We start from the raw sequence: 19050 nt of genomic DNA on the forward strand, positions 1-19050 counted from the left end.
CCCTTTTAAGTGCCCAAAGTTACTTGCAGATGAATCAAGGAAAATCAATGACGTAATTTTTGATATCTTTCGCGGAAGAAAAACCTGATTTAAAGAAACTGCTCGATATCGCTGGGCAGGAGTGAGGCAAACGTCCAGCGCATGCCACACTTTTCGTCGCCATCAATGAACGGATCATTCGCCACTACTTCAGCACCCTGGAAGTCCAGTCCAAACGCCATTTCGCGCAGCCCCAGTTGTGCTATCGCTTCCCGGACCTTGCCCTGACGCCGCTCTTCGCAAAACAACAGTAGAAAGCCCCCGCCACCAGCTCCAGCGATCTTGCCTCCCAGGGCTCCGTTTTCAAGCGCCAAGGCATAGACTTCATCAATCAACGGATTAGAAATCTGGGAAGAGATCCTTTTTTTCGCCTCCCAACCCTCGTGTAACAAGGCACCAAAGGTTCGAAGGTCGGCTTTCAGCAACGCACGCCGCATGTGGTTTGCAAGTTCACGGATTTCATGCAGCGACTCGACAGCCGAACCAGTTTCTTTCCGGGTTGATTGTTCCTGTTCGTGAAGAAGACTCCATGAGTTATGGGCGACTCCAGTAAAAAACAACATCAGGTTGCTCTCAAACTCACGGAGAAGGTCGCTCCGCAACATGATGGGCTCAACCAAAGTGCTTCCGTCGGGATTGAAAGTAATGAAATTCAATCCCCCGAAGGCGGCGGCGTATTCATCTTGTTTCCCAACAGGTTTGCCAAGAACATTGCGGGCGATATGGAACGATCTTTCCGCCAGATCGTACTTTGAAAACGGACGGTCAAGATAGGTTGCCAGAGTCTTTAAGACCCCGACGCAAACGCTGGCTGATGATCCCAGGCCGGTTCCGGCAACAATTTCGGAAGCCAGGAAAAGATCTGCGGAGATGTCACATCCAAGATCTTTGATGACTGCAAGAGGGATGGCCAGCTCGCTGCATTTCATGTCCAAGCGAGAGATGTCGCGCCAGGTCTCCATCACTCGCAAATCAGAAGAAATTACCTGGATTTTCCCGTCGGTCCTTTTTTGCAGGATCGTGTAGAAATATTTGTTGATGGAAGTGCTCAGAACAGCCCCGCCATACCTTTCATAGTATGCAGGCAGATCGGAGCCGCCGCCGCCGAAACTAATCCGCACCGGACTGCGTACTATCAGCATTCAACACCCTCGCTACAAAGAATTTGCTACCACCTACCGGTTTGAAGGTAGATGTAACTTTGAATCCATCTTCCCCGATCAGTCTTACGAAAAATGTCCACGCAGTTTGCAGCAGAAGAGAAATATCCCGGAACAATGACCAATGGAAGATGTACTGCAGATCGAATCGTGCTTTTTCTTCGGAAGAATGTTGTTCCCGCAGTCCGTGGACCTGGGCAAGCCCTGTCAGGCCAGGGATAACACTCAAGCGTTGACGCTGCCACATAGAATAATGTTTCACCCGCTCGGGGGATTCCGGTCGGGGACCCACAAGGCTCATCTCGCCTTTCAATACGTTCCAGAGCTGTGGCAACTCGGTGAGGCTGAACTGGGCAAGAATTCGCTCATAGGTCGTCAAATCGGATGCATCACGATCAATGTTTAAACGGCGCATCCAGAACGGGTGCCCATTTTTACCACAGCGAAGCTCTTTCCTGAATGCTGTTCCTTTATTCAAATGCAACACCACCGCTGAAAGCACAAGCAACGGAAAACAGACGACCAGCAGAAATAATGCACCCAGCAAATCCATCACTCTTTTCAAACCGAGGCCTATCGTAGGAAGAGTTTGTTCTTCCAGCGAGAGCAGAGGAACATCATCTATTTCCGTAAGCTTCGCCTTGGAGAGATAAAGCTCGTGGTGCTGGGGTACAAGATGGACACGCATGCCTATTTTCCGGCAGTTCGAGATAAGCTTCAAAGGTTCCGGGCCCGGGGGTACCGGCTCCACGACAATGAGTTCCTGGATTTTTTTCCTTTGCATCATGCTCAGAACGTTCAGAGTACGGACTGAGACTGTGCCCTGCTGCAAATTCGATGTTTGTCTCGAAGCTTCTGTATCGGATGGAGACAAAACACCTGCTATTTCCATCAACATTTCCGGGTGACGCAAAATCTTAAGCGCCAGTTCGTCGACGATTCGGCCACTGCCCAGGATTACAACCCGCCGTTTGGCTCGTGCATTCGACCGCGATATCACCAACCACCAGGCGAGGCAACGTATGATGGTGAAACCCAAAAGCAAAAGACATGCAAAATAAAAGATAGCTAACTGTGAATAGGGATGGTTCAAAAGAAATGCTAAGGCCAACAAGCAGCTCATCAGGTAGAAAACACCTACAACCACCTGGGCAAATACACTGGGGAAATACCAGCCTCCACGAAATCCTTCCAATTCTTTTCTGAAGTAAAGAATGGTCCAGATAGAAGATGCGACAAGAATCGCCGGAACATCGGCAAATTGCCAGAAGTCTGCCCTGCTCACAGCCAGTGGGATTCGCAACACATGTGCGAACATGAAGGCACTAGTGATCCACAGCAGGTCCGCACCTAGAATTAGATACCGTAGCTTCCAGTTCATCATCGCCTCCTTTGATTAGTCAGCTTGCTTTGCAAGAACGTGTTTGCACTGCTCCTGCTCCCAATCCCATGCCCCCTTCATGATTTCTCTGAGTTCCGAATGCGAGGGCGCCCAGCCGAATTCATTCATGAGTTTCGTGGGGTTGGCGCACAGGATGGCAGGATCTCCAAGCCGGCGCGGTGCATGGCGGAGCTTGATCCTCTTTCGGGTAGCCTCTTCCGCAGCCTGGCAGGCCTCTTGTACCGAATAGCTCCTACCCGTGCCGATGTTGTAGACATGACATCCTGGCAAATCCATCTTCTGCATAGCCAGTATGTGCGCATCGGCAATGTCCATCACGTGTACGTAATCGCGCACGCATGTTCCGTCGGGTGTTGGATAATCACTTCCGTAAATTTCAAAATATTCCCGCCGGCCGGAAGCAGTTTGCAACAAAAGGGGAATAATGTGCGTTTCCGGATCGTGCCGCTCGCCCCACTTCCTTCCGCCTCCGCTAGCATTGAAATATCGGAAAGCAACCACGCTCCAACCATAAGAGAGGGCGTACCACCTCAGAATTCGTTCCAAAATCAACTTGCTCTCACCGTAGGCATTCACCGGCTCTGTTGCATGGTCTTCGTCAATAGGAACAGCTCTGGGTGTCCCATAGACCGCGGCGGAGGAAGAAAAAACAAACTTACGAACGCCATGGGTCCTAAGCACTTCAAGCATGGCTATGCTCGAAGCAACGTTGGCGTCAAAAAAAAGGCCGGGATTAACCACCGACTCCGATATCAGGGCCTTTGCTGCGAAATGAAAAACAACGTCAAACTTCTTCCAGGCGAGCAGGTTTGCAAGCGCATCACGGTCACCGAGGTCAAATCTGTGGAGCGTTACGCCATTCGGAATGGCATCGGCATGTCCGGTTGACAGATCATCCACTACTTCGACCGGGAAGCCGCGGTCCACGAGTTGAGCACAGCAGGCGGAGCCTACGTATCCCGCACCGCCGGTTACCAGGATTCCTCCCATTAAAAAGCTCCTTCTCTCTTGAGTACTTTAAGAGGAGTACAGGCTAGAATTTTTATATCCATGCCCAGACTCCAGTTTTCGATGTAGTAGACGTCCATGGTCACTCGCTCTTCATAAGAAACGTTTTGCCGTCCGCAGACCTGCCAATAACCTGTCAGGCCCGGCTTTACCGATAGCAGAAGCTGTTTGTGGAAGCCATACTTGTCCAACTCAGGAGCGGTGATCATTCGCGGCCCCACTAGGCTCATTTGCCCTCGCAGCACATTGAATAATTGCGGCAACTCATCCAGACTGCTTTTTCTCAAAAAAGCTCCTACCCTGGTCACACGCGGATCGTCTCTGAGTTTGAAGTTGCGCTCAAACTCGGCCCTGAGTGCGGGGTTGGATGCCAGGATAGAATCTGCATCTCGCCTCATCGTGCGGAATTTGAAAGCATCAAACTCTCCACAGATACCGACAACGCGCCTGCGGTAAATGATGGGCCTGCCGTCCTCGAGGACGACCAGAAGGCCCACAATGATGAAAATCGGAAAGAAGAGAAGAATGAGAACAAATGCCCCAAACAAATCCACACTGCGCTTCAGAAAATGCTGCAGATGCGAGCCCCTGCTACAGGAAACACGACCTACTTTGTGGTCACTCTTTAGGGAGGAACTCTTCTCTAGAACGAACCTATATCGGGAGGCAAGCATGAAAACCAGTTCGAACGTCGAAGAAGTTTACAAATATCCGAGAGCGCAAAAAGGCAGCAAAGGACAGTGGAACCACTACCAGCTCATGCTGCTGTTACTTTCCGAATTTTCGTGTCTACATCGGTTGTTTCGGCTGTACTCATAATTCGATGGTGAATCACGGTGAACAAGGAGTGCGCTATGCTCAACTGCAAGTCTTCTATGATCTGCATGTTATCCGACGGGATGATCATGCAGAGATCGCAGAGCTCTCTCATCTTGCCGCCTTTGAAGCCCGTCAAACCGATATTGATTGCACCTGCTTCGCGCGCCGCCTTAAGAGCCAGCAGTACATTAGGTGACGACCCGCTGCCACTGATGCCAAAGGCGATGTCGCCACATTGCACAAAGTTACGCAGTTGCTCCGCAAATATCTGGTCGTAAGAAGTGTCATTGGCCCAGGCAGTAATAAGTGCCGTGTTGTCAGTCAACGACAGGACGCGGAAGCGTTGCTGCGGCTTGTCTGCTATCGTGGTTCCCTTGCCAAGATCGCACGCGAGATGCGAAGCCAATGCGGCACTGCCTCCATTACCGAACAAAAATACTCTTCGCCCATCCTCGTACGCTCTATAGAGTTCATCGGCAACCTGTTCGATCTGGTGGTAGGGCAATTTCTTAACAACACTCGCATGATTTTCAAAATAGCTGTAGAAATTGGTGATGGCAGCATTGACTTGCAGCGGCTGCACAGCTACATCTATTGACTCTGAGTTTGTCATTTGTGAGGGTCTCCTTTAATTTTGCAGTGCTAGAAGCATTCGGCTGGACTATCTGTTATCCAGGAGCGTCTCAGCCTGTATCTGACGAGGAGTAGATTTCCACGTAAGAGTTTGCCGGCCGCTCAGATAGGCGAACAATCCGAGAACCAGGGCAAAATTCATCGAACAAAAATACAAAGGCAGGGAGAGCAGTCGTGCCGGCTTTTTTCCTTGCTTCTTGAACCAGTATCCCAGGAGCGCCATCCAATAGAAGATGCACTGCGCCGCCGCCAACGTAACAAATTCGGGCCGTGGAATCATCGCAATATTGGAGAAAAAGACAACCAGGAGAAAAATCGGAACAAGCCAGCGAAGCACTCGATGGGAGAAAAACGCGAATGCCAAAAAGCCTTTGAACGGATTGAGGTATTCGAGGTTTCCAAACAGTGTTTGATAGTTGCCGGCGCTGATACGAACCCTGCGGGCAAATTGGGCCGAGAATGTTGGAGCGATCTCCTCAACCGCGACTGCTTCCGGATCATATACAACACGATAACCCTTGAATCGGATTTCCATTGGAATCTGGAAATCTTCAACGATAGATTGCTTCTTCGGATGGAACAGTGAACGGCGCACGGCAAGCACGCCGCCGTTTCCACCCAGGGAGCAGTTCAGCCGGCTTTCGAGGAGCTTCACGGCTGATTCATATCGCCAATAAACAGACTCTGCACCGGGGTCTGTGCCGGGTGCAACCACCCGAATCTCCTCTCCACTCACCGCGCCCACCCTGGGATCAGCAAAGTGGCGTACCAGATTGCGAATGCAATTGCGCTCCATCATGGTATTGGCGTCTGTAAACACCAGGACTTCCGCCGAGGTACGCTGCGCAAGGTCGCAGAGCACCGCCAACTTCCCCCGCCGGGAACGGAATTGAAAGACATTCAACCGGCTGGATTCGATCTCGCCCAAAATCTTGGCGGTGGAGTCGGTGGGCGCATCAAGTCCCACGAGGACTTCCAGGCGTTCTGCTGGATAGTCAATTTCCAAGGTGTTCTTCACCTTCGCTTGAATCACGGCTTCTTCGTTATAAGCAGATATCAAGAGCGCCACCCGAGAAGCAGTACCCGTCTCACGCGGAGAACGGCGGTTGCCTCGGCCAATCAAGTATAAAAAGTCTGACTTTGCCTGAGAGAGCACTGACAGAATGAAGAGCAAGAGTGGATAGCCGGCGTAGTGATAGGCTATCGCGACCAAGCAGATCCAAAAGCTCACTTCCCAAATCGGTGTCTTCATTATTATTAGCTCTCCTGCGCGACAAGCACCTGCGACTCTAAAACAAAATTGCCTTTCGGCGTCAGCGATAAAGTCTGCATTGTCCGGGCGGCATGTTGAGTTCCGACGGCAATGGCTACGGGATAAAAAATGTAGTATTCGTAGGCAAGATGGGCAAAAAATGCTCCAAACACAAATGACAACAGGCTCGCGAGCGTGGCACGCGCCATTAGGCTTAGCTCTCGGCCTTCGCTTCCTTTGGAAAACGCACCGCTGATTCTTTTCATGTTGAGTAAAGCAGTGGCCAAAAGTCCAATAAATAACAGCAACGCCGGAATCCCTGCTTCGGAAGAAATCTGGGTAAAGGTATTATGTGTCCCCATCCATGCACTGGGCTGGCCAAGGTAGTTCCCACTGGCGACTTCGAAATTCCCGAGACCTAACCCAAAGATTGGATGCTCCAAGGTGTACTGAATTGACCGGCTTAATACCGCCAAGCGGTCTTCTGTGGATTCCTCCGCCGACGCAGCTACCTGGTCTGTGTAAATATCGGGGCCGTTCCACATAGTCCCCAGCCGTTGCCAAAAAACCTGGGGCGCCAGGATGACAGCAAGTACCAGGGTCAAAGCGATTCCAACTCCAATCATCTTGCCGCGAGAGCTGCCGCGCAAAACAAGAAGTGATGTCAACGCTATGGACAACACGACATTCAAAAGCCCTCCCCGTGAGGCCGTCAGCACTACCATCCATAACATCAAAAAAAATGTCGCAGCCAGCAAACCTGTCTTCCAAAGAGAACGGTGGACAACAAATATTGCGGCGATATAAGGGATCGTGATAGCAGCAGCAATGCCGAGGAAATTCCAGCCAAGCATTCCCTGATTGACTCCGAGCATGCGCCCCCCAACCCAGACAACTCTGGAAGATTGGATGATGGAGAAGCTTGTAACGAAAAGTTCACTAAGGATAATCGCCCAAAGAACCCTGCGAATTCGTTCGAGCGTGACCAGCGTCTGGGTCAATAGAAAGAAGATGAAGAGCGTCTTCAACCAGACATTGATGAGGATCTGAAAACTTCCTCCTCTCCAAAAAGCAAAAGGCATGCCTGCGATATACCACCCGGTGAGTAGAAGGACAATCTGAAGCTCCCGGCTCCAAAGTAGACGGGTATTGCCCGAGAGCAGAGCTCCAAGATATGCCAGGCCGCTGCACAAACCGAAAACGAACGTCAGGTGAAGCTGGCCCAACAATGGAAATATGTCCTCAGGCCGTGCATAAACGGAAATCGTGAAAAGCCACAGGAAGAAGAACCCTGCCTTGGCCCTTTGACCACGAACATGTGGACGAACGAAGTTCTGTTTCGAAACTGATTCGTTGACCGGGAGCAAACTCTCTTCGCTCACAGATTCAAGCATGTTGCCTTATCTTTCTATGCGACACTGGTTCGCTTTCGAGAACACATCTCTTGCTCCAGGATCTCTTCCATCTTTGCCACAACCACATCCCAACCATACTTGCTGACTACTTCTTCGCGGGCCGCCTTTCCCATTGAAGTTCGAAGAGATACGCTCTTGAGAAGCTCGACCACTGCCTGAGCAAAGTCTTTAGGCCGCTCGGCAATGCGAATTTCACGACCATCACGAAACGGCAGACCCTCGGCGCCGATCGGCGTTGAAACCACAGCTTTCGCCATGGCCATTGCTTCCGGAATCTTGATGCGTGTTCCTCCGCCAACTCGAAGTGGAACCACCACGACTTCGGCTTGGGAAAGATAAGGGCGAACATCCGGAACCAGACCGGTGATTTCTACGGCACGCTCCCTGGCAGCGATTGCGCGCAGGCGCGAGGAGGCGCCTCGACCGACTATGGCAAGACTGGCACTTGGCACTGCCTGGCGGATTCGTGGATATATTTCACGCAGAAACCACACGATGCCATCTTCATTAGGGTCCCAATCCATCGAGCCCACGAAGACTAAGCGGCCGGGCTGTGGATGATGTTGCTGATGGTCATCAGCCGGGCGGAAGAAATCTGTGTCTACGCCCGTTGGAAGCGTGGAAACGCGTTTGACTGCGAATTCATTTTGTATGGCTTGCTGATCATCTTTCGATACTGCGATTACGTGGTCAAACGATCGGCATACTTTAGCTTCAATTTTTTGCGTTTTTCTCCACTCTGTGCCAAATACCAATTTCCGCAAAGGATGTTTTTCCGCCACCCATTTTCGTTTCCGCAACAAGAACTCGACATTGTGTTCGAATACCACCCTCGGCCTGAAGCTGAATTCCAATAGAGGTACGGCCGTATGCAGGAAGTCGCAGAAAACCAGATCGAAGTGCTGGCAAGCTGTCAGCTTTTCCACTGCCGAACGAAAGTGCGGACGATTACACTTTGCCAGGAAGTACGGCAGTGGATTGAATTGGTTCGCGAGGACTTCTGTGTAGAACGCTCGCGAGTGCTTCTTTGCCTCGCGCCAGAACACTGGTGTGTAGCTTGCGAAGATCTGCCTCATTTCTGTGATGGCTGCGATATCGTAGGCCGGGTCGGCAAAAGAAACAGCGTGAATTTCCGCTCTCTTTGCTAAACGTGCAAAGATATTCAGAGAGCGTATCTTTCCGCCCGTATCCGCCGGAAAAAGCGGTCTCGGTAGTGTTAGCAGAAATTTCATCACTTATGGGATCAACGATGCTAGAGAAGCGGCCACAGCTCAATCACGCAATTTCATGCGCACAGGACGGCCTCGTTACCTTCAAGTGTCTGCGGGCCGAGCACGCTACTGTCGCGGTCGAGAAAGATGCGGCTCCATAGTTCAAAATTGAGGAGCCGCCAGCAGCTTTCCGTAGCGCCGGAATCGCCACCCCGATGAGCATTGAGTAGACGCTGCACATAGGCGGGCTGGATTAGCCCTCGCTCGGCCATCCGTCCATCCGTGAGAATCGCGGATAGCTTGCCGAACAACTGATTCCGCAACCATGGACGAATTGGCGTGGGAAAGCCTTTCTTGTTACGTCGCAGGACTTCGACAGGCAGCCGGTTGGCCATCACCCGACGCAGTAAATACTTCCCCGAAAATGAGCGTATCTTGTGACGGGCGGGAATACGAGATGCAAACTCCACAAGCTTGTGGTCCAAGAATGGGACGCGGCTTTCAATCGAGGCGGCCATACTCATCTGGTCCTGCTTCATGAGAAGTTCGACCAAATAAGTCTTGATATCGAGGTAAAGAAGCCGATTCAACAAATTTCCATTGGATCCCCTGGCCGGAAAGAACCGCATTGAATTCGCATATGCATCTACTTCGTAGAGTTCATTCATGAGTTGGCTGCTCAACAGTTGCGGCTGTTGGTCTTGTGGAAACACGGAATAAAAATTGTCAAAGTAGATTTTTTCGAAAGTGTGTGGATAGTAGAGAAAAGAGTGCCGCAGTTTTCGCAGCACCCAATCGGGAACAAGTCCGGAATCCAGTGCATTCTTTGCAAGCTGCCGGATGGGCTGCGGGACGAACTTTCTGTAAAGCGGTCCGTTGCGCAGATTCCAGAGCGTGACGCGGTATTTCAGGTAGCCGGCCAGAACCTCGTCTGCGCCCTCGCCGGTGAGCACAACTTTGACTTTCTCTTTGGCAAGACGAGAAACGTGAAAGAGAGCGATGCTCGACGGCCACACTACCGGCTCATCTTCGTGCCAAATCACTTGTGGCAAGCTGGCAAAGAAATCCTCGGGACCAAGTATTACTTCGTTGTGTTCTGCCCTGATATGTTCCGCAACCTGTCGCGCATAGGGCAGCTCGTTATATTGGTCTTCAGCATATCCCACCGAAAATGTCTGGATGGAGTCCTTTCGAAGAGCCGCCATCTCTGCAGCGATCGAACTTGAGTCGAGCCCTCCGCTCAAGAAGACCCCCAGCGGAACATCACTCCTGAGATGAATCCGAACTGCCTCGCTAAACAGGTCACGAAACTGTGCGATATAATCCGCTTCGCTCAGCGGATATTCTGGTGCTGATACATCGAGATCCCAATATTGTGTGATCCTGGGTTCTGTATCGCCTCGTTCCAGATCAATGACTAAGTGGTGTCCGGGTAAGAGTTTGCGTACGTCATCGAACAGTGTTTCTTCCGAAGAGATGTAACCGAAGGCGAAGAATTCGGGAAGAGCGCGCCGATTGAGTTCGGGCTTGAAGCCAGGGAGTTCGATGAGCGCCTTGATTTCCGAGGCGAAGGCGAAACGGTCTCCAGCGATTGCATAATAAAACGGCTTGATCCCCACGCGGTCCCGGGCACAGAACAGTCTTTTGCGGCGTGTGTCCCAAATTGCAAATGCAAACATGCCACGCAAATAATCAACACAATGGTCTCCATATTCTTCGTACAGGTGCACAATCGTTTCTGTGTCGCTATGGGTGGCATAGCGGTGGCCGCGCTGTTCGAGCATCGGACGAAGCTCGGGCGAGTTATAGATTTCACCATTAAAGACAATCCAGACAGTGCCGTCTTCATTGCTCATGGGCTGTTGTCCACCAGCCACATCAACAATGCTCAACCGGCGGAACCCCAGCGCCGCCGCACCAGAGATCAAGCTGCCTTGGTCGTCAGGCCCGCGGTGACGGAGCACATTTGACATCGCCCGCAGGTTTTGTTCTGGAACTCTGCGACCTCGTAAATCAACAATTCCACAGATACCGCACATGGTTCTATTTTCTTTTCTCTGAATTTCGATTTATTAAAAAGTTGGATTGGCGTTAGCCAGCTTCAAACGATCATGAATGCCAGAGAACCGCCAGGAATGGCGTAGATGCTGTGTTCTTTTGAAAATTCCACGAGCCAGCGCGAGACACCATTCACCCCGGTTCTGCCAAAATCATGCCACGCAATTACGCTTCCCTTGTGGCAGCATTGCATCGCATTCAAGGTGTCGGAGCGGACATACTGATACGAATGCGCGCCATCAATGAAGAACAAATCAATCTTCTGGTGGTAAGGTGAAAAATCAAACGATGCGCTATCGTGAAACAACGGTGTAATTTTACGTGCTTCCGGTGTGCCGTCAAAAATGTATCTGCGGTCGCGGTGAGAGGCTTCAATGTGCCAGTCATCCACTAAAGTCGTTTGCAACTGTGGATCTATCTGATTCTCAGGAAGGTCGAGGGTATAGATTTTCGCATCTGCAGCAGAGTTAAGCGCTAAATGATAGGTGGTATATCCTCGAAGCGTCCCGATCTCAAAAATTGTTTTTGGGTTGAGGTGTCTGCAAAGAAGGCACAGGCTGACGATATCAGCGGTGTATGAAGCAACTGGGCCAAACCACGAATCTTCTGCCAATCCAGCGAGAACCAAGGGGGTTGCGTTATTGGAAGGCAGTACTTCCCAGATATTTTTCTGCGGCAGCTTTCTGTTTTCTGCGAGAGTCTTATATAAGAACAAGGTTTCACTAGCGTAATACACCATGTCTCTTGGCTTGGAGAGCAAGCGAAGTGACATCGCATTTCCTCCGATAACCAAGTTTCGGAATCCCAAGAGCGAGGTTCTTAGATATTTTGCAGATCGCATCGGTAATCGCGGACTATCTTAGTTGAAACGCCGCCATTTCATTCTGTGCCAGACTCGATGCTTGCACATCGTTGAGCCATTCGTCCCGTACGACAGGCACTTTGGAAGTAAGAATCCGCCGGCCATCCATCTCAAAATAACTTCCATCACAAATGACAAACCGGCAGAGGTCGGTTCTCGAGCTGGTCGAGCAAAACAAAAACCGCGCATCGCTTGCCCATCGTCCAACTTGCCAACTCCCGGCCTCGTCCGCGAAAAACAGGTAGTCGGTGGAACTGCCCACTGAGTACTGATAGGCCCGAACAGACACGCCTTTATGTCTTGATTCAAATGAACTGAGGCGACCCAGAAGTGCATTGGTCCGCGAAAGGGGGATCAGCAGTGTTGCGAACTCTGCAGGCAGACGCTTTCGAGTGCTGAATCGAAGAACTGGAGAAAATTCTTTCCTTCCGTATACCGGCGAATGCCAACCCTGGGATATCTCCTGTGAACTATCTTGATTCGCTGTGGATAGCAGAGCGAGTGCCACTTTTTTGCTCCCCAAGAACGTGACGCCTCCCGGAATTGTGGACAGTGAGCCTGGCGCAAAGTGCCAGGAAACATCAAGCTGATGTACCCCAGCGCCTTCAAGAACATCGCGAATTAACCAGAAACACGGCTTCAGGTAGAAAACATAACGACGATGTTGAACCGGCTCTTTCAACCGGCTGTAACCGGTGTGCGAGCCAGCAAAAAAGTCAAAGGTCTTCCTGGTCACCCAGCGATTTACAGTCGTATCAGGCTGCCCCTGCCATCCAAATGGCCCGGCAGGCTCGGTCTGGCTCAAGCCGTCAACCTGTACCGTGTTGTGACTGGCCGTTCCGCGAAACCGGTTTCGCTCGCCAGCAGAATCCACGTAAACGAACGTTCCAGGATCAGTTAACAATGATTGTTCTCCCATAGTTACCTGCACACTCAGGGCATCTGCATGACTGTGTCCGGCTCGGCCAGCCCCTTGAGGGCCGGCATCAATCATGAGCTGATGTGCTGCGGGTTTTGAGCTGGACATCACGTAAATTCCACTGGATTCCAAAGCAAATGAAGTCACTGCCGGCTGCAGAGATAACAGTTTTTCAAATTGCTTTGCACTTCCTGCCCCAAGCAACCAGACAGTTTCTTCGCGAATCCCTCCAGCAACTGTTTTAAAATCCGCGCGATTGAACAGCACTGCTCCGCTAGCAAGTGGATCACCCAGATGTTCAATACCGTTGCGTTGCGGGTCAAATACACGTCCGCCATCATCATCTCCGAGCCGGGGAAGAGGCCCTGCCTTGCCCAGGACGCAAAGAACCTCCAGCATTTTTTCAATGGTGTGGTCAAACGCAGCTGGAATTGAAATCCCATTTGCATGGGCGAGCATTCGTGCGTGAAGAAAGAAGTCAAGAGCGTAGACATGATAATAGATGGATTGTTCAAAGTGCATGCCATCCGGCCGCACTTGACGATCAGTTGCGCTTAAGACAATTTCCCATCCAAGCTCTTGCCAGCCTTGAGCTAATGGAGACCCGGAACACAAAGTGCCGATAAAAAAGAGTCCTACTCCTTCACCCAGCAGGTGTGTATTCGGTGAGAAATAAGTGGAAAGAAATCGTTCGATGTGGCGAGCATTCAACATCAGCGCTCGCCAGAGATCGGCATGGAATCGTTTTGGAACTACTGAACAACCATTGAGTAAATGCCAGACCCAAAGCCAGGAAAGGCTGCGGAACGCGACCTCCAGACTGCTGGCCCAATTGATTCCAATAGCATATGAATTCTGCTCCTGCCAGTGATACCACTGCCGGAACAGTTCCTGCGCATACCGAGTTTCTCCGGTCAAGCGATAGGCTTTGGCAAGCATCACCAGGTGCTGGTGCCGATTGAGTTCCCAAGTGACCTTGGCATCGCCCACCTGATTAAAATCGAGAAAGCTGATCTGAAACCAAGGAAGGCGAGGAGCGCGTTTGCCATGCACGGCATCGAGATGCCAATCAATCTCCTCTCCGTAATCCAAGCCTTCGTACCCGAGGAGATCGAAGCGATGCTGGCAGATCCGCTCCGTTCGTTCGACGATTTCTTCTACCACCTCCGGACATTGTTCACGAAGGTAGTCAACAATCTGTGGAACCTCTTCACGCTCGAAGAAGAAGCGGCCGGAACGTTCTGGCCAGGGCTTGCAGTCGCCCCCGACGAAATCAACACCAATTCGACTCAACACAAGATCGTAACGCTTCGCCAATTCCTGGCAGGAACGAACGCGTAGTTCTTTCCAGCCCATGCCCGCCAGTCGCTTGCCGCGCTCGAGCCAGCGATTGTTAACCGGCATGAACCACTTCCCTTCTGGTTTTTCTTGTTTCCCACATTGATTCCGCAAGTAACCAATCAACGGTTCGTGCAATATTATCTTCAGCGTCTTGGAGCCGTGTCTGTCCCTTTAGCTCTCTGTACCGTTCTGTCACATCAACAAGCTTTGCGCATAAATCCGCAGCATCCTCTTCACGGTATGTAATTACGTTCAGAGGACGATGGCCGTTCTCGCTGGCCACAACTGGTACGCCAAGAGCGAGCGCTTCAAGTACAGAGGCGGAGACACCATCGCACACCGGGGTTCGGATATATGTTGAGCTTCGCGTCAGTAAGGTCAAGAACTCGTCATGGGTCAGGTTCCCCAGCAGAAGCAGGCTCGAGCGCTCGTCCGCCGGCCAGTTGTTCACGAATTCTTTGGCCGCGGGTAGTTCTTTGGAAGGAAAGCCGAGCCAAATGAATCCTGCCTGAGGATAAGCTTTCCGGAATTGGAACATTGCCTCCCTCAATATAGGAAGCCGATACTCCGGACGAAATGAAACGTAACAGAAAAACACAGGATGGTGAGTTTTCAGAAAAACTTCGGTTTCTTGGACAAGCGGCATTCTTTTAAAATCGAGATGTTGGGCAGAAAAGCCTGGAATCGCGGCGACACGTTCCGGGTCAATGCCGTAGCGCTCAATTGCCTGTTTAACAGGCAGGCTGTTGCATGAAATTTGCCCCGACAATCGAAAGAGCGCCCGATAAGCCCAATGCAGCCAGAACTCTTCGGATCGAGGAAAGTATCTCTGCTTCAAACCTCCACGCCAGCTCAGAGCTATAGGGCGGTCAGCGAACCGGCCTACCAAAGCAGCGAGGAAGGCCAATATATAGCCCGTCTTCGACTGGCCGTTGACGTGCACTTGAAAACGATAACCCTTTGAGGCAAACCGCATGAGCTTATATAAATAATCGAAGCCATTCTGAACATCTACATACTCACTGCTTTTCTTCGTATGGCTTTCATTAAGATTAAGAACATCACAAACGTTTCCACGGCGACGAATTTCTTCGACGAGTAACTTTGTCTGCATGGCCCAACCACAAACCGGAGGTGGATAGTTACCAACTTGGAGAATCTTCGGTCGCGAGCACCTTTCGATCATGCGATCTGGGTAGTTCCCAGTTGTATTCAAAGCGAGGAGCCGCGAGTCGTTGCGAAGCCGGCCTGCTTCTTCTTCAATTTTGGCTAAGCGCATATTGAGATACGCAGAATCCAGAGGGTCAGTTAGCTGCGTTGTTGCTGATACCAGAGCAAGATGAGATCGGCGCGGCGGCCAACGCCGAATTTTGTCAGAACGTTAGAAACATGGAATTTCACTGTGCGCTCGGAGATATCCAGTTTGGCGGCGATCTCCTTGTTTGACAAATTCTCGAGCATCCGGTCCAGCACTTGCGTCTCGCGTGCGCTTAGTTGTGCAGACCAGTTTGAGGTTTGTTTTTTGTGACCGGCGCGAACGATCGAATCTACAAAACTCGAGAGCAGCGCCCGGGGCACCCAGAAGCCTCCCGTCGCTACTGCTTGCAGCGCACGCGGCAACTGATCGTGGGCGTCTGCGTAGCGCAATAGTCCTTTGACTCCAAGGGCCAAAAGTGCGAACGCATTGTTTTCGTCGAACTTTTCCACCACAACGAGCAAGTGCGATTCGGGATAGCGTCTCTGAATCGCTGCCACGAGCGACTCAGCGGCAGGGCGCGGGGCATGAGCATCAATCACATATACTTTTGCCCGCGGAATATGTGCTTGCTCCGGTTCTGTCGCACCGAGGGGGCCTAGTTGATAGGTCTTGAGATGAACCCCGGATTTGGCGAGCAATCGTTGGAATTCCCCAAGCACCAGTGGGTGCCACGATAGCAGGCATACCTTCAAGCTATGTTGTCGAGCAGCTCGATGCACCATGGATTTTGCCGAGAAAAGGCAAACTACATTTCAATGGAACGATAGCACAGTATATTTTCTAATCGTAGGAAGACCTCCTGATAAAAGTTGGGCGTAATGCCTTGGATAATAGGTCGAGCAGCAGCTACTTTTACCCGAATCAGACCTGATTTGTGGACAGGTAGTTCTACCTGACCTTCATTAAGGCTTTTGACCAGCTGTTTTTCCTTCTCTTCGGAAATACACTATCTCTCGATAACACACTCTGTTGATGCTTAGCATTCCCGAAATAGGCTGAGGCATAGCCGAAACCGGTACTTTATTGCTTCAAGAGAAGACTAAGAACAACTGGGAAAACGTAGTCAATGTTTCTTCGCAAAGGCGATCAATGACTGCCGGGTACTAGCTGGGGAAGAAGCAGGCCAATGTAGGGAGGCCGTCTGTTGAGAAATCCATGTTTTGTACGCAACTTTATTTTTGTTCTTTCCATTACTACCACGATTGTAATTGTCCTGAGTACTGGCCGTGCTTCCGGAGTATCACTACCTTTTAACTCGACTTCCGGCTTCAGCGCCGCTGTGGCCGTTGCTGTTGCTCCCCAGAGTGCCGATGGTCTCTCTCGCACCCTGGTGGCCACCACTAGTATTGCGGCTGCCAACTCCCCCATTTCCATGAGACCGTGGGCACGCACGCGCCGACTTCTTCTTAGCCCGGCTTCGCTGGATTTTGCGAGCGTTGCTGTGAGTACTACCTCGGCAAAATCGGTCATGGTGGTTAACAACACCAGGACAAGTGTGACAATTTCGCAGGCAAACGTAACCGGCGCGGTTTACAGCGTAACAGGAATCAATCTCCCATTGACGTTAGCGGCTAAAGCAACCACTTCATTTACGGTACATTTTGCACCATCAACAACCGGTACTGTTAAAGGCTCCGTATCACTGGTCAGCAATGCCTCTGGTTCTCCGAATAACTTACCTTTGACCGGCACAGGCGCCGCCGCACCACTGGCACAACTCACTGCGAGCCCAACAAGCCAGAACTTCGGCAACGTCAAGGATGGAACCAACGGCACAAACCCCGGGATGGTGAGTAACACTGGAAATGTGAGCATAACGATTTCGCAGATCAATATCATCAATACTTCGGGTCCCGGATTCAGTGTCACCGGCATCAGTGCCCCGCTGACTCTTGTTCCGGGACAAAACGCAAGTTACACAGCGAAATTTGCGCCTTCGTCACCAGGCAGCGTCTCCGGGCAGATTTCTTTTGTCAGTAATGCCTCGAACAATCCTTTAGTTTCGATGGCCGGTACAGGCTTCATTACACAACTGAATGCTGCGCCGGGTTCACTTAGCTTTGGAAATGTTACCGTCGGACTTACGGGTACTTTGCCGGGAACGATTACTGCTTCAGGAGGAAGTGTAACCGTATCTTCCGCAACCGTCACCGGGAGCGGTTATTCTTTGCACGGTCTCACATTCCCGTTGACGCTTACAGCAGGACAAAGTATGCCGTTTACTGTGGTATTTGCACCCACTAGCGCCGGAAGTCCAAGCGGTCAGATTAGCTTCGTGAGCGACGCCTCGATCTCTGCTACCCCTGTTTCCCTGTCTGGGACAGGAGTAACACCGACTCCTGGCAAGATCTGCGGTCAGCAAGACGATGGCCTGATTCATCTTCCCCCCAGTTACAGTTGCGGTCTGCTGCCCTGTGGAAACAATCCCTTTCCGCCGCCTGCCAAGGGAGCCTCGTATGTTGACCCTCAGTATGGATGCACCGTCGAGCGTTTGACCGACGCCGTGGGCGATCGTCTTGGCACCGCCGCGCATCATAACTACGGTACTGTCAACGCCATCAATGCTAACGATGCTTACGTGATGATTAACCTGGAGGACGGCAGCAAGGAAATCGTTGATACCACCGGCGCGGTCATTGTTCCTGTCCCCAACATGCCACAAGATAACGCTCAGCAAGTACCGTGGGACATCTCGATTCCCACTCGTTTCTACTTTACGACGAGTGCGTCTATCGAGCGCGCCGATATCACTGGACTTCCCGGCTGCGCTTCTGCCCATAATTGCACCGTTACCTCTACTCTGCTCCACAACTTCAGTGGTTTGTATTCGAGTGTTCAGATTCCCGACCAGGAAGATATCTCCGATGATGGCGACCACATCTGGTTGGTTGGCGATACGAAAGCGTTCCTTTACACCATCAGCACGAACGCCGTGGGTCCCGCAATGAACGTTGGCACCAAAGATAGCGGCAACGGTTGGCACAAGATCCAGATCATGCCCTCGAATCGGATGCTGATGACCTGGAGCCCCAATGGTGCGGGTCCTGGTGCCGGCCAAGAGATTTACAACACTGATTCCACGCTCAATTGGCATATGTTTGACAATACTATCCACACCGATTGCGGAAAAGATTTGAGCGGCAATGAAGTATGCGTTGTTGCCCGCATTCCCGATACGGGAGGAGGAATAACCGGAGCCGGTGCCTGTCCTACCTGGACGGGAAGCCAGGATGGCGGAATTGACATAATCAACATGTCATCGCACAAGCCTCAATGTTTGGTGGATGCCAACTGGGCAGATACCGAAGTTAGCTTCCGTGATGGCAACGCCGGCGCAGGCTGGGTTTTTGTAACTTTCTTCAAGTCGGGAAGCTGCCCAACGTACTCCTGCTTCGATACTACAGCACTCTCACGTCTAGATCCTTCCTGGACTTTAAACTGGGTGCATTTCGCGGAAGAAGGCATACTGGTTCGCATTGACAACAATAACGGCAACACGAACAAATATCGCCTGTTCCACACTCGCTCACGTTCATCGGAATACTACTGGGCGATCCCGCGTGGTTCCATCAGTCGTGATGGAAAGTATGTTGTATTCGACAGCAACTTTGATATTCCAAACAGCGGACTACCGAATTACACCGACGTATATTTGGTTAAGACCCAATAGCAA

The 19050-nt window shown here is 51.3% G+C and carries 14 protein-coding genes; 1 reads left to right on the top strand and 13 read right to left on the bottom strand.

All coding sequences use genetic code 11. The annotated features are described in order from the left end of the window. Positions 1 to 89 precede the first annotated feature (89 nt). The 13 genes from VK738_09630 to VK738_09690 all read right to left on the bottom strand — a co-directional run bounded on the left by VK738_09630 (position 90) and on the right by VK738_09690 (position 16015). Positions 90 to 1181, bottom strand: coding sequence for a hypothetical protein (locus tag VK738_09630; GenBank protein ID HTD22901.1), 1092 nt, complete (start codon positions 1179 to 1181; stop codon positions 90 to 92). Then, positions 1150 to 2583: a sugar transferase gene (locus VK738_09635; protein ID HTD22902.1), complete on the bottom strand. Its 1434-nt coding sequence runs from the start codon at positions 2581 to 2583 to the stop codon at positions 1150 to 1152. The genes VK738_09630 and VK738_09635 overlap by 32 nt, the downstream gene beginning before the upstream one ends. A 12-nt stretch (positions 2584 to 2595) precedes the next feature. Further along, the gene (gene galE, locus VK738_09640; GenBank protein ID HTD22903.1) at positions 2596 to 3591 is read right to left on the bottom strand and encodes a UDP-glucose 4-epimerase GalE; all 996 of its coding nucleotides are present in this window, start codon (positions 3589 to 3591) and stop codon (positions 2596 to 2598) included. Then, positions 3591 to 4163, bottom strand: a complete 573-nt coding sequence (locus VK738_09645; GenBank protein ID HTD22904.1) for a sugar transferase — start codon at positions 4161 to 4163, stop codon at positions 3591 to 3593. The genes galE and VK738_09645 overlap by 1 nt, the downstream gene beginning before the upstream one ends. Positions 4164 to 4366: 203 nt before the next feature. Next, entirely contained in the window at positions 4367 to 5041 is a 675-nt protein-coding gene (locus tag VK738_09650; GenBank protein ID HTD22905.1) for an SIS domain-containing protein, read from the bottom strand. 48 nt (positions 5042 to 5089) lie between these two features. Beyond that, positions 5090 to 6313, bottom strand: coding sequence for a glycosyltransferase family 2 protein (locus tag VK738_09655; GenBank protein HTD22906.1), 1224 nt, complete (start codon positions 6311 to 6313; stop codon positions 5090 to 5092). 5 nt (positions 6314 to 6318) lie between these two features. Further along, positions 6319 to 7707, bottom strand: coding sequence for an O-antigen ligase family protein (locus VK738_09660; GenBank protein ID HTD22907.1), 1389 nt, complete (start codon positions 7705 to 7707; stop codon positions 6319 to 6321). 14 nt (positions 7708 to 7721) lie between these two features. Further along, entirely contained in the window at positions 7722 to 8960 is a 1239-nt protein-coding gene (locus VK738_09665) for a glycosyltransferase (GenBank protein HTD22908.1), read from the bottom strand. A 53-nt stretch (positions 8961 to 9013) separates the two neighbouring features. Next, positions 9014 to 10978, bottom strand: coding sequence for an asparagine synthase (glutamine-hydrolyzing) (gene asnB, locus VK738_09670; protein ID HTD22909.1), 1965 nt, complete (start codon positions 10976 to 10978; stop codon positions 9014 to 9016). Between the two features lie 62 nt (positions 10979 to 11040). Beyond that, on the bottom strand, positions 11041 to 11790 hold the full coding sequence (locus VK738_09675) for a class I SAM-dependent methyltransferase (protein ID HTD22910.1): 750 nt from the start codon (positions 11788 to 11790) through the stop codon (positions 11041 to 11043). A 61-nt stretch (positions 11791 to 11851) separates the two neighbouring features. Further along, complete coding sequence (locus VK738_09680) at positions 11852 to 14182, bottom strand: alginate lyase family protein (protein HTD22911.1); 2331 nt, start codon at positions 14180 to 14182, stop codon at positions 11852 to 11854. After that, positions 14172 to 15233, bottom strand: a complete 1062-nt coding sequence (locus VK738_09685; GenBank protein HTD22912.1) for a hypothetical protein — start codon at positions 15231 to 15233, stop codon at positions 14172 to 14174. The genes VK738_09680 and VK738_09685 overlap by 11 nt, the downstream gene beginning before the upstream one ends. Positions 15234 to 15427: 194 nt before the next feature. Then, complete coding sequence (locus VK738_09690) at positions 15428 to 16015, bottom strand: response regulator transcription factor (GenBank protein HTD22913.1); 588 nt, start codon at positions 16013 to 16015, stop codon at positions 15428 to 15430. A 506-nt stretch (positions 16016 to 16521) separates the two neighbouring features. Between VK738_09690 and VK738_09695 the strand changes: the two genes are divergently transcribed. Further along, on the top strand, positions 16522 to 19047 hold the full coding sequence (locus VK738_09695) for a choice-of-anchor D domain-containing protein (protein ID HTD22914.1): 2526 nt from the start codon (positions 16522 to 16524) through the stop codon (positions 19045 to 19047). Positions 19048 to 19050: the final 3 nt, after the last annotated feature.

Source organism: Terriglobales bacterium, assembly GCA_035487355.1.
In the GTDB taxonomy this organism is placed as follows: domain Bacteria; phylum Acidobacteriota; class Terriglobia; order Terriglobales; family Acidobacteriaceae; genus QIAW01.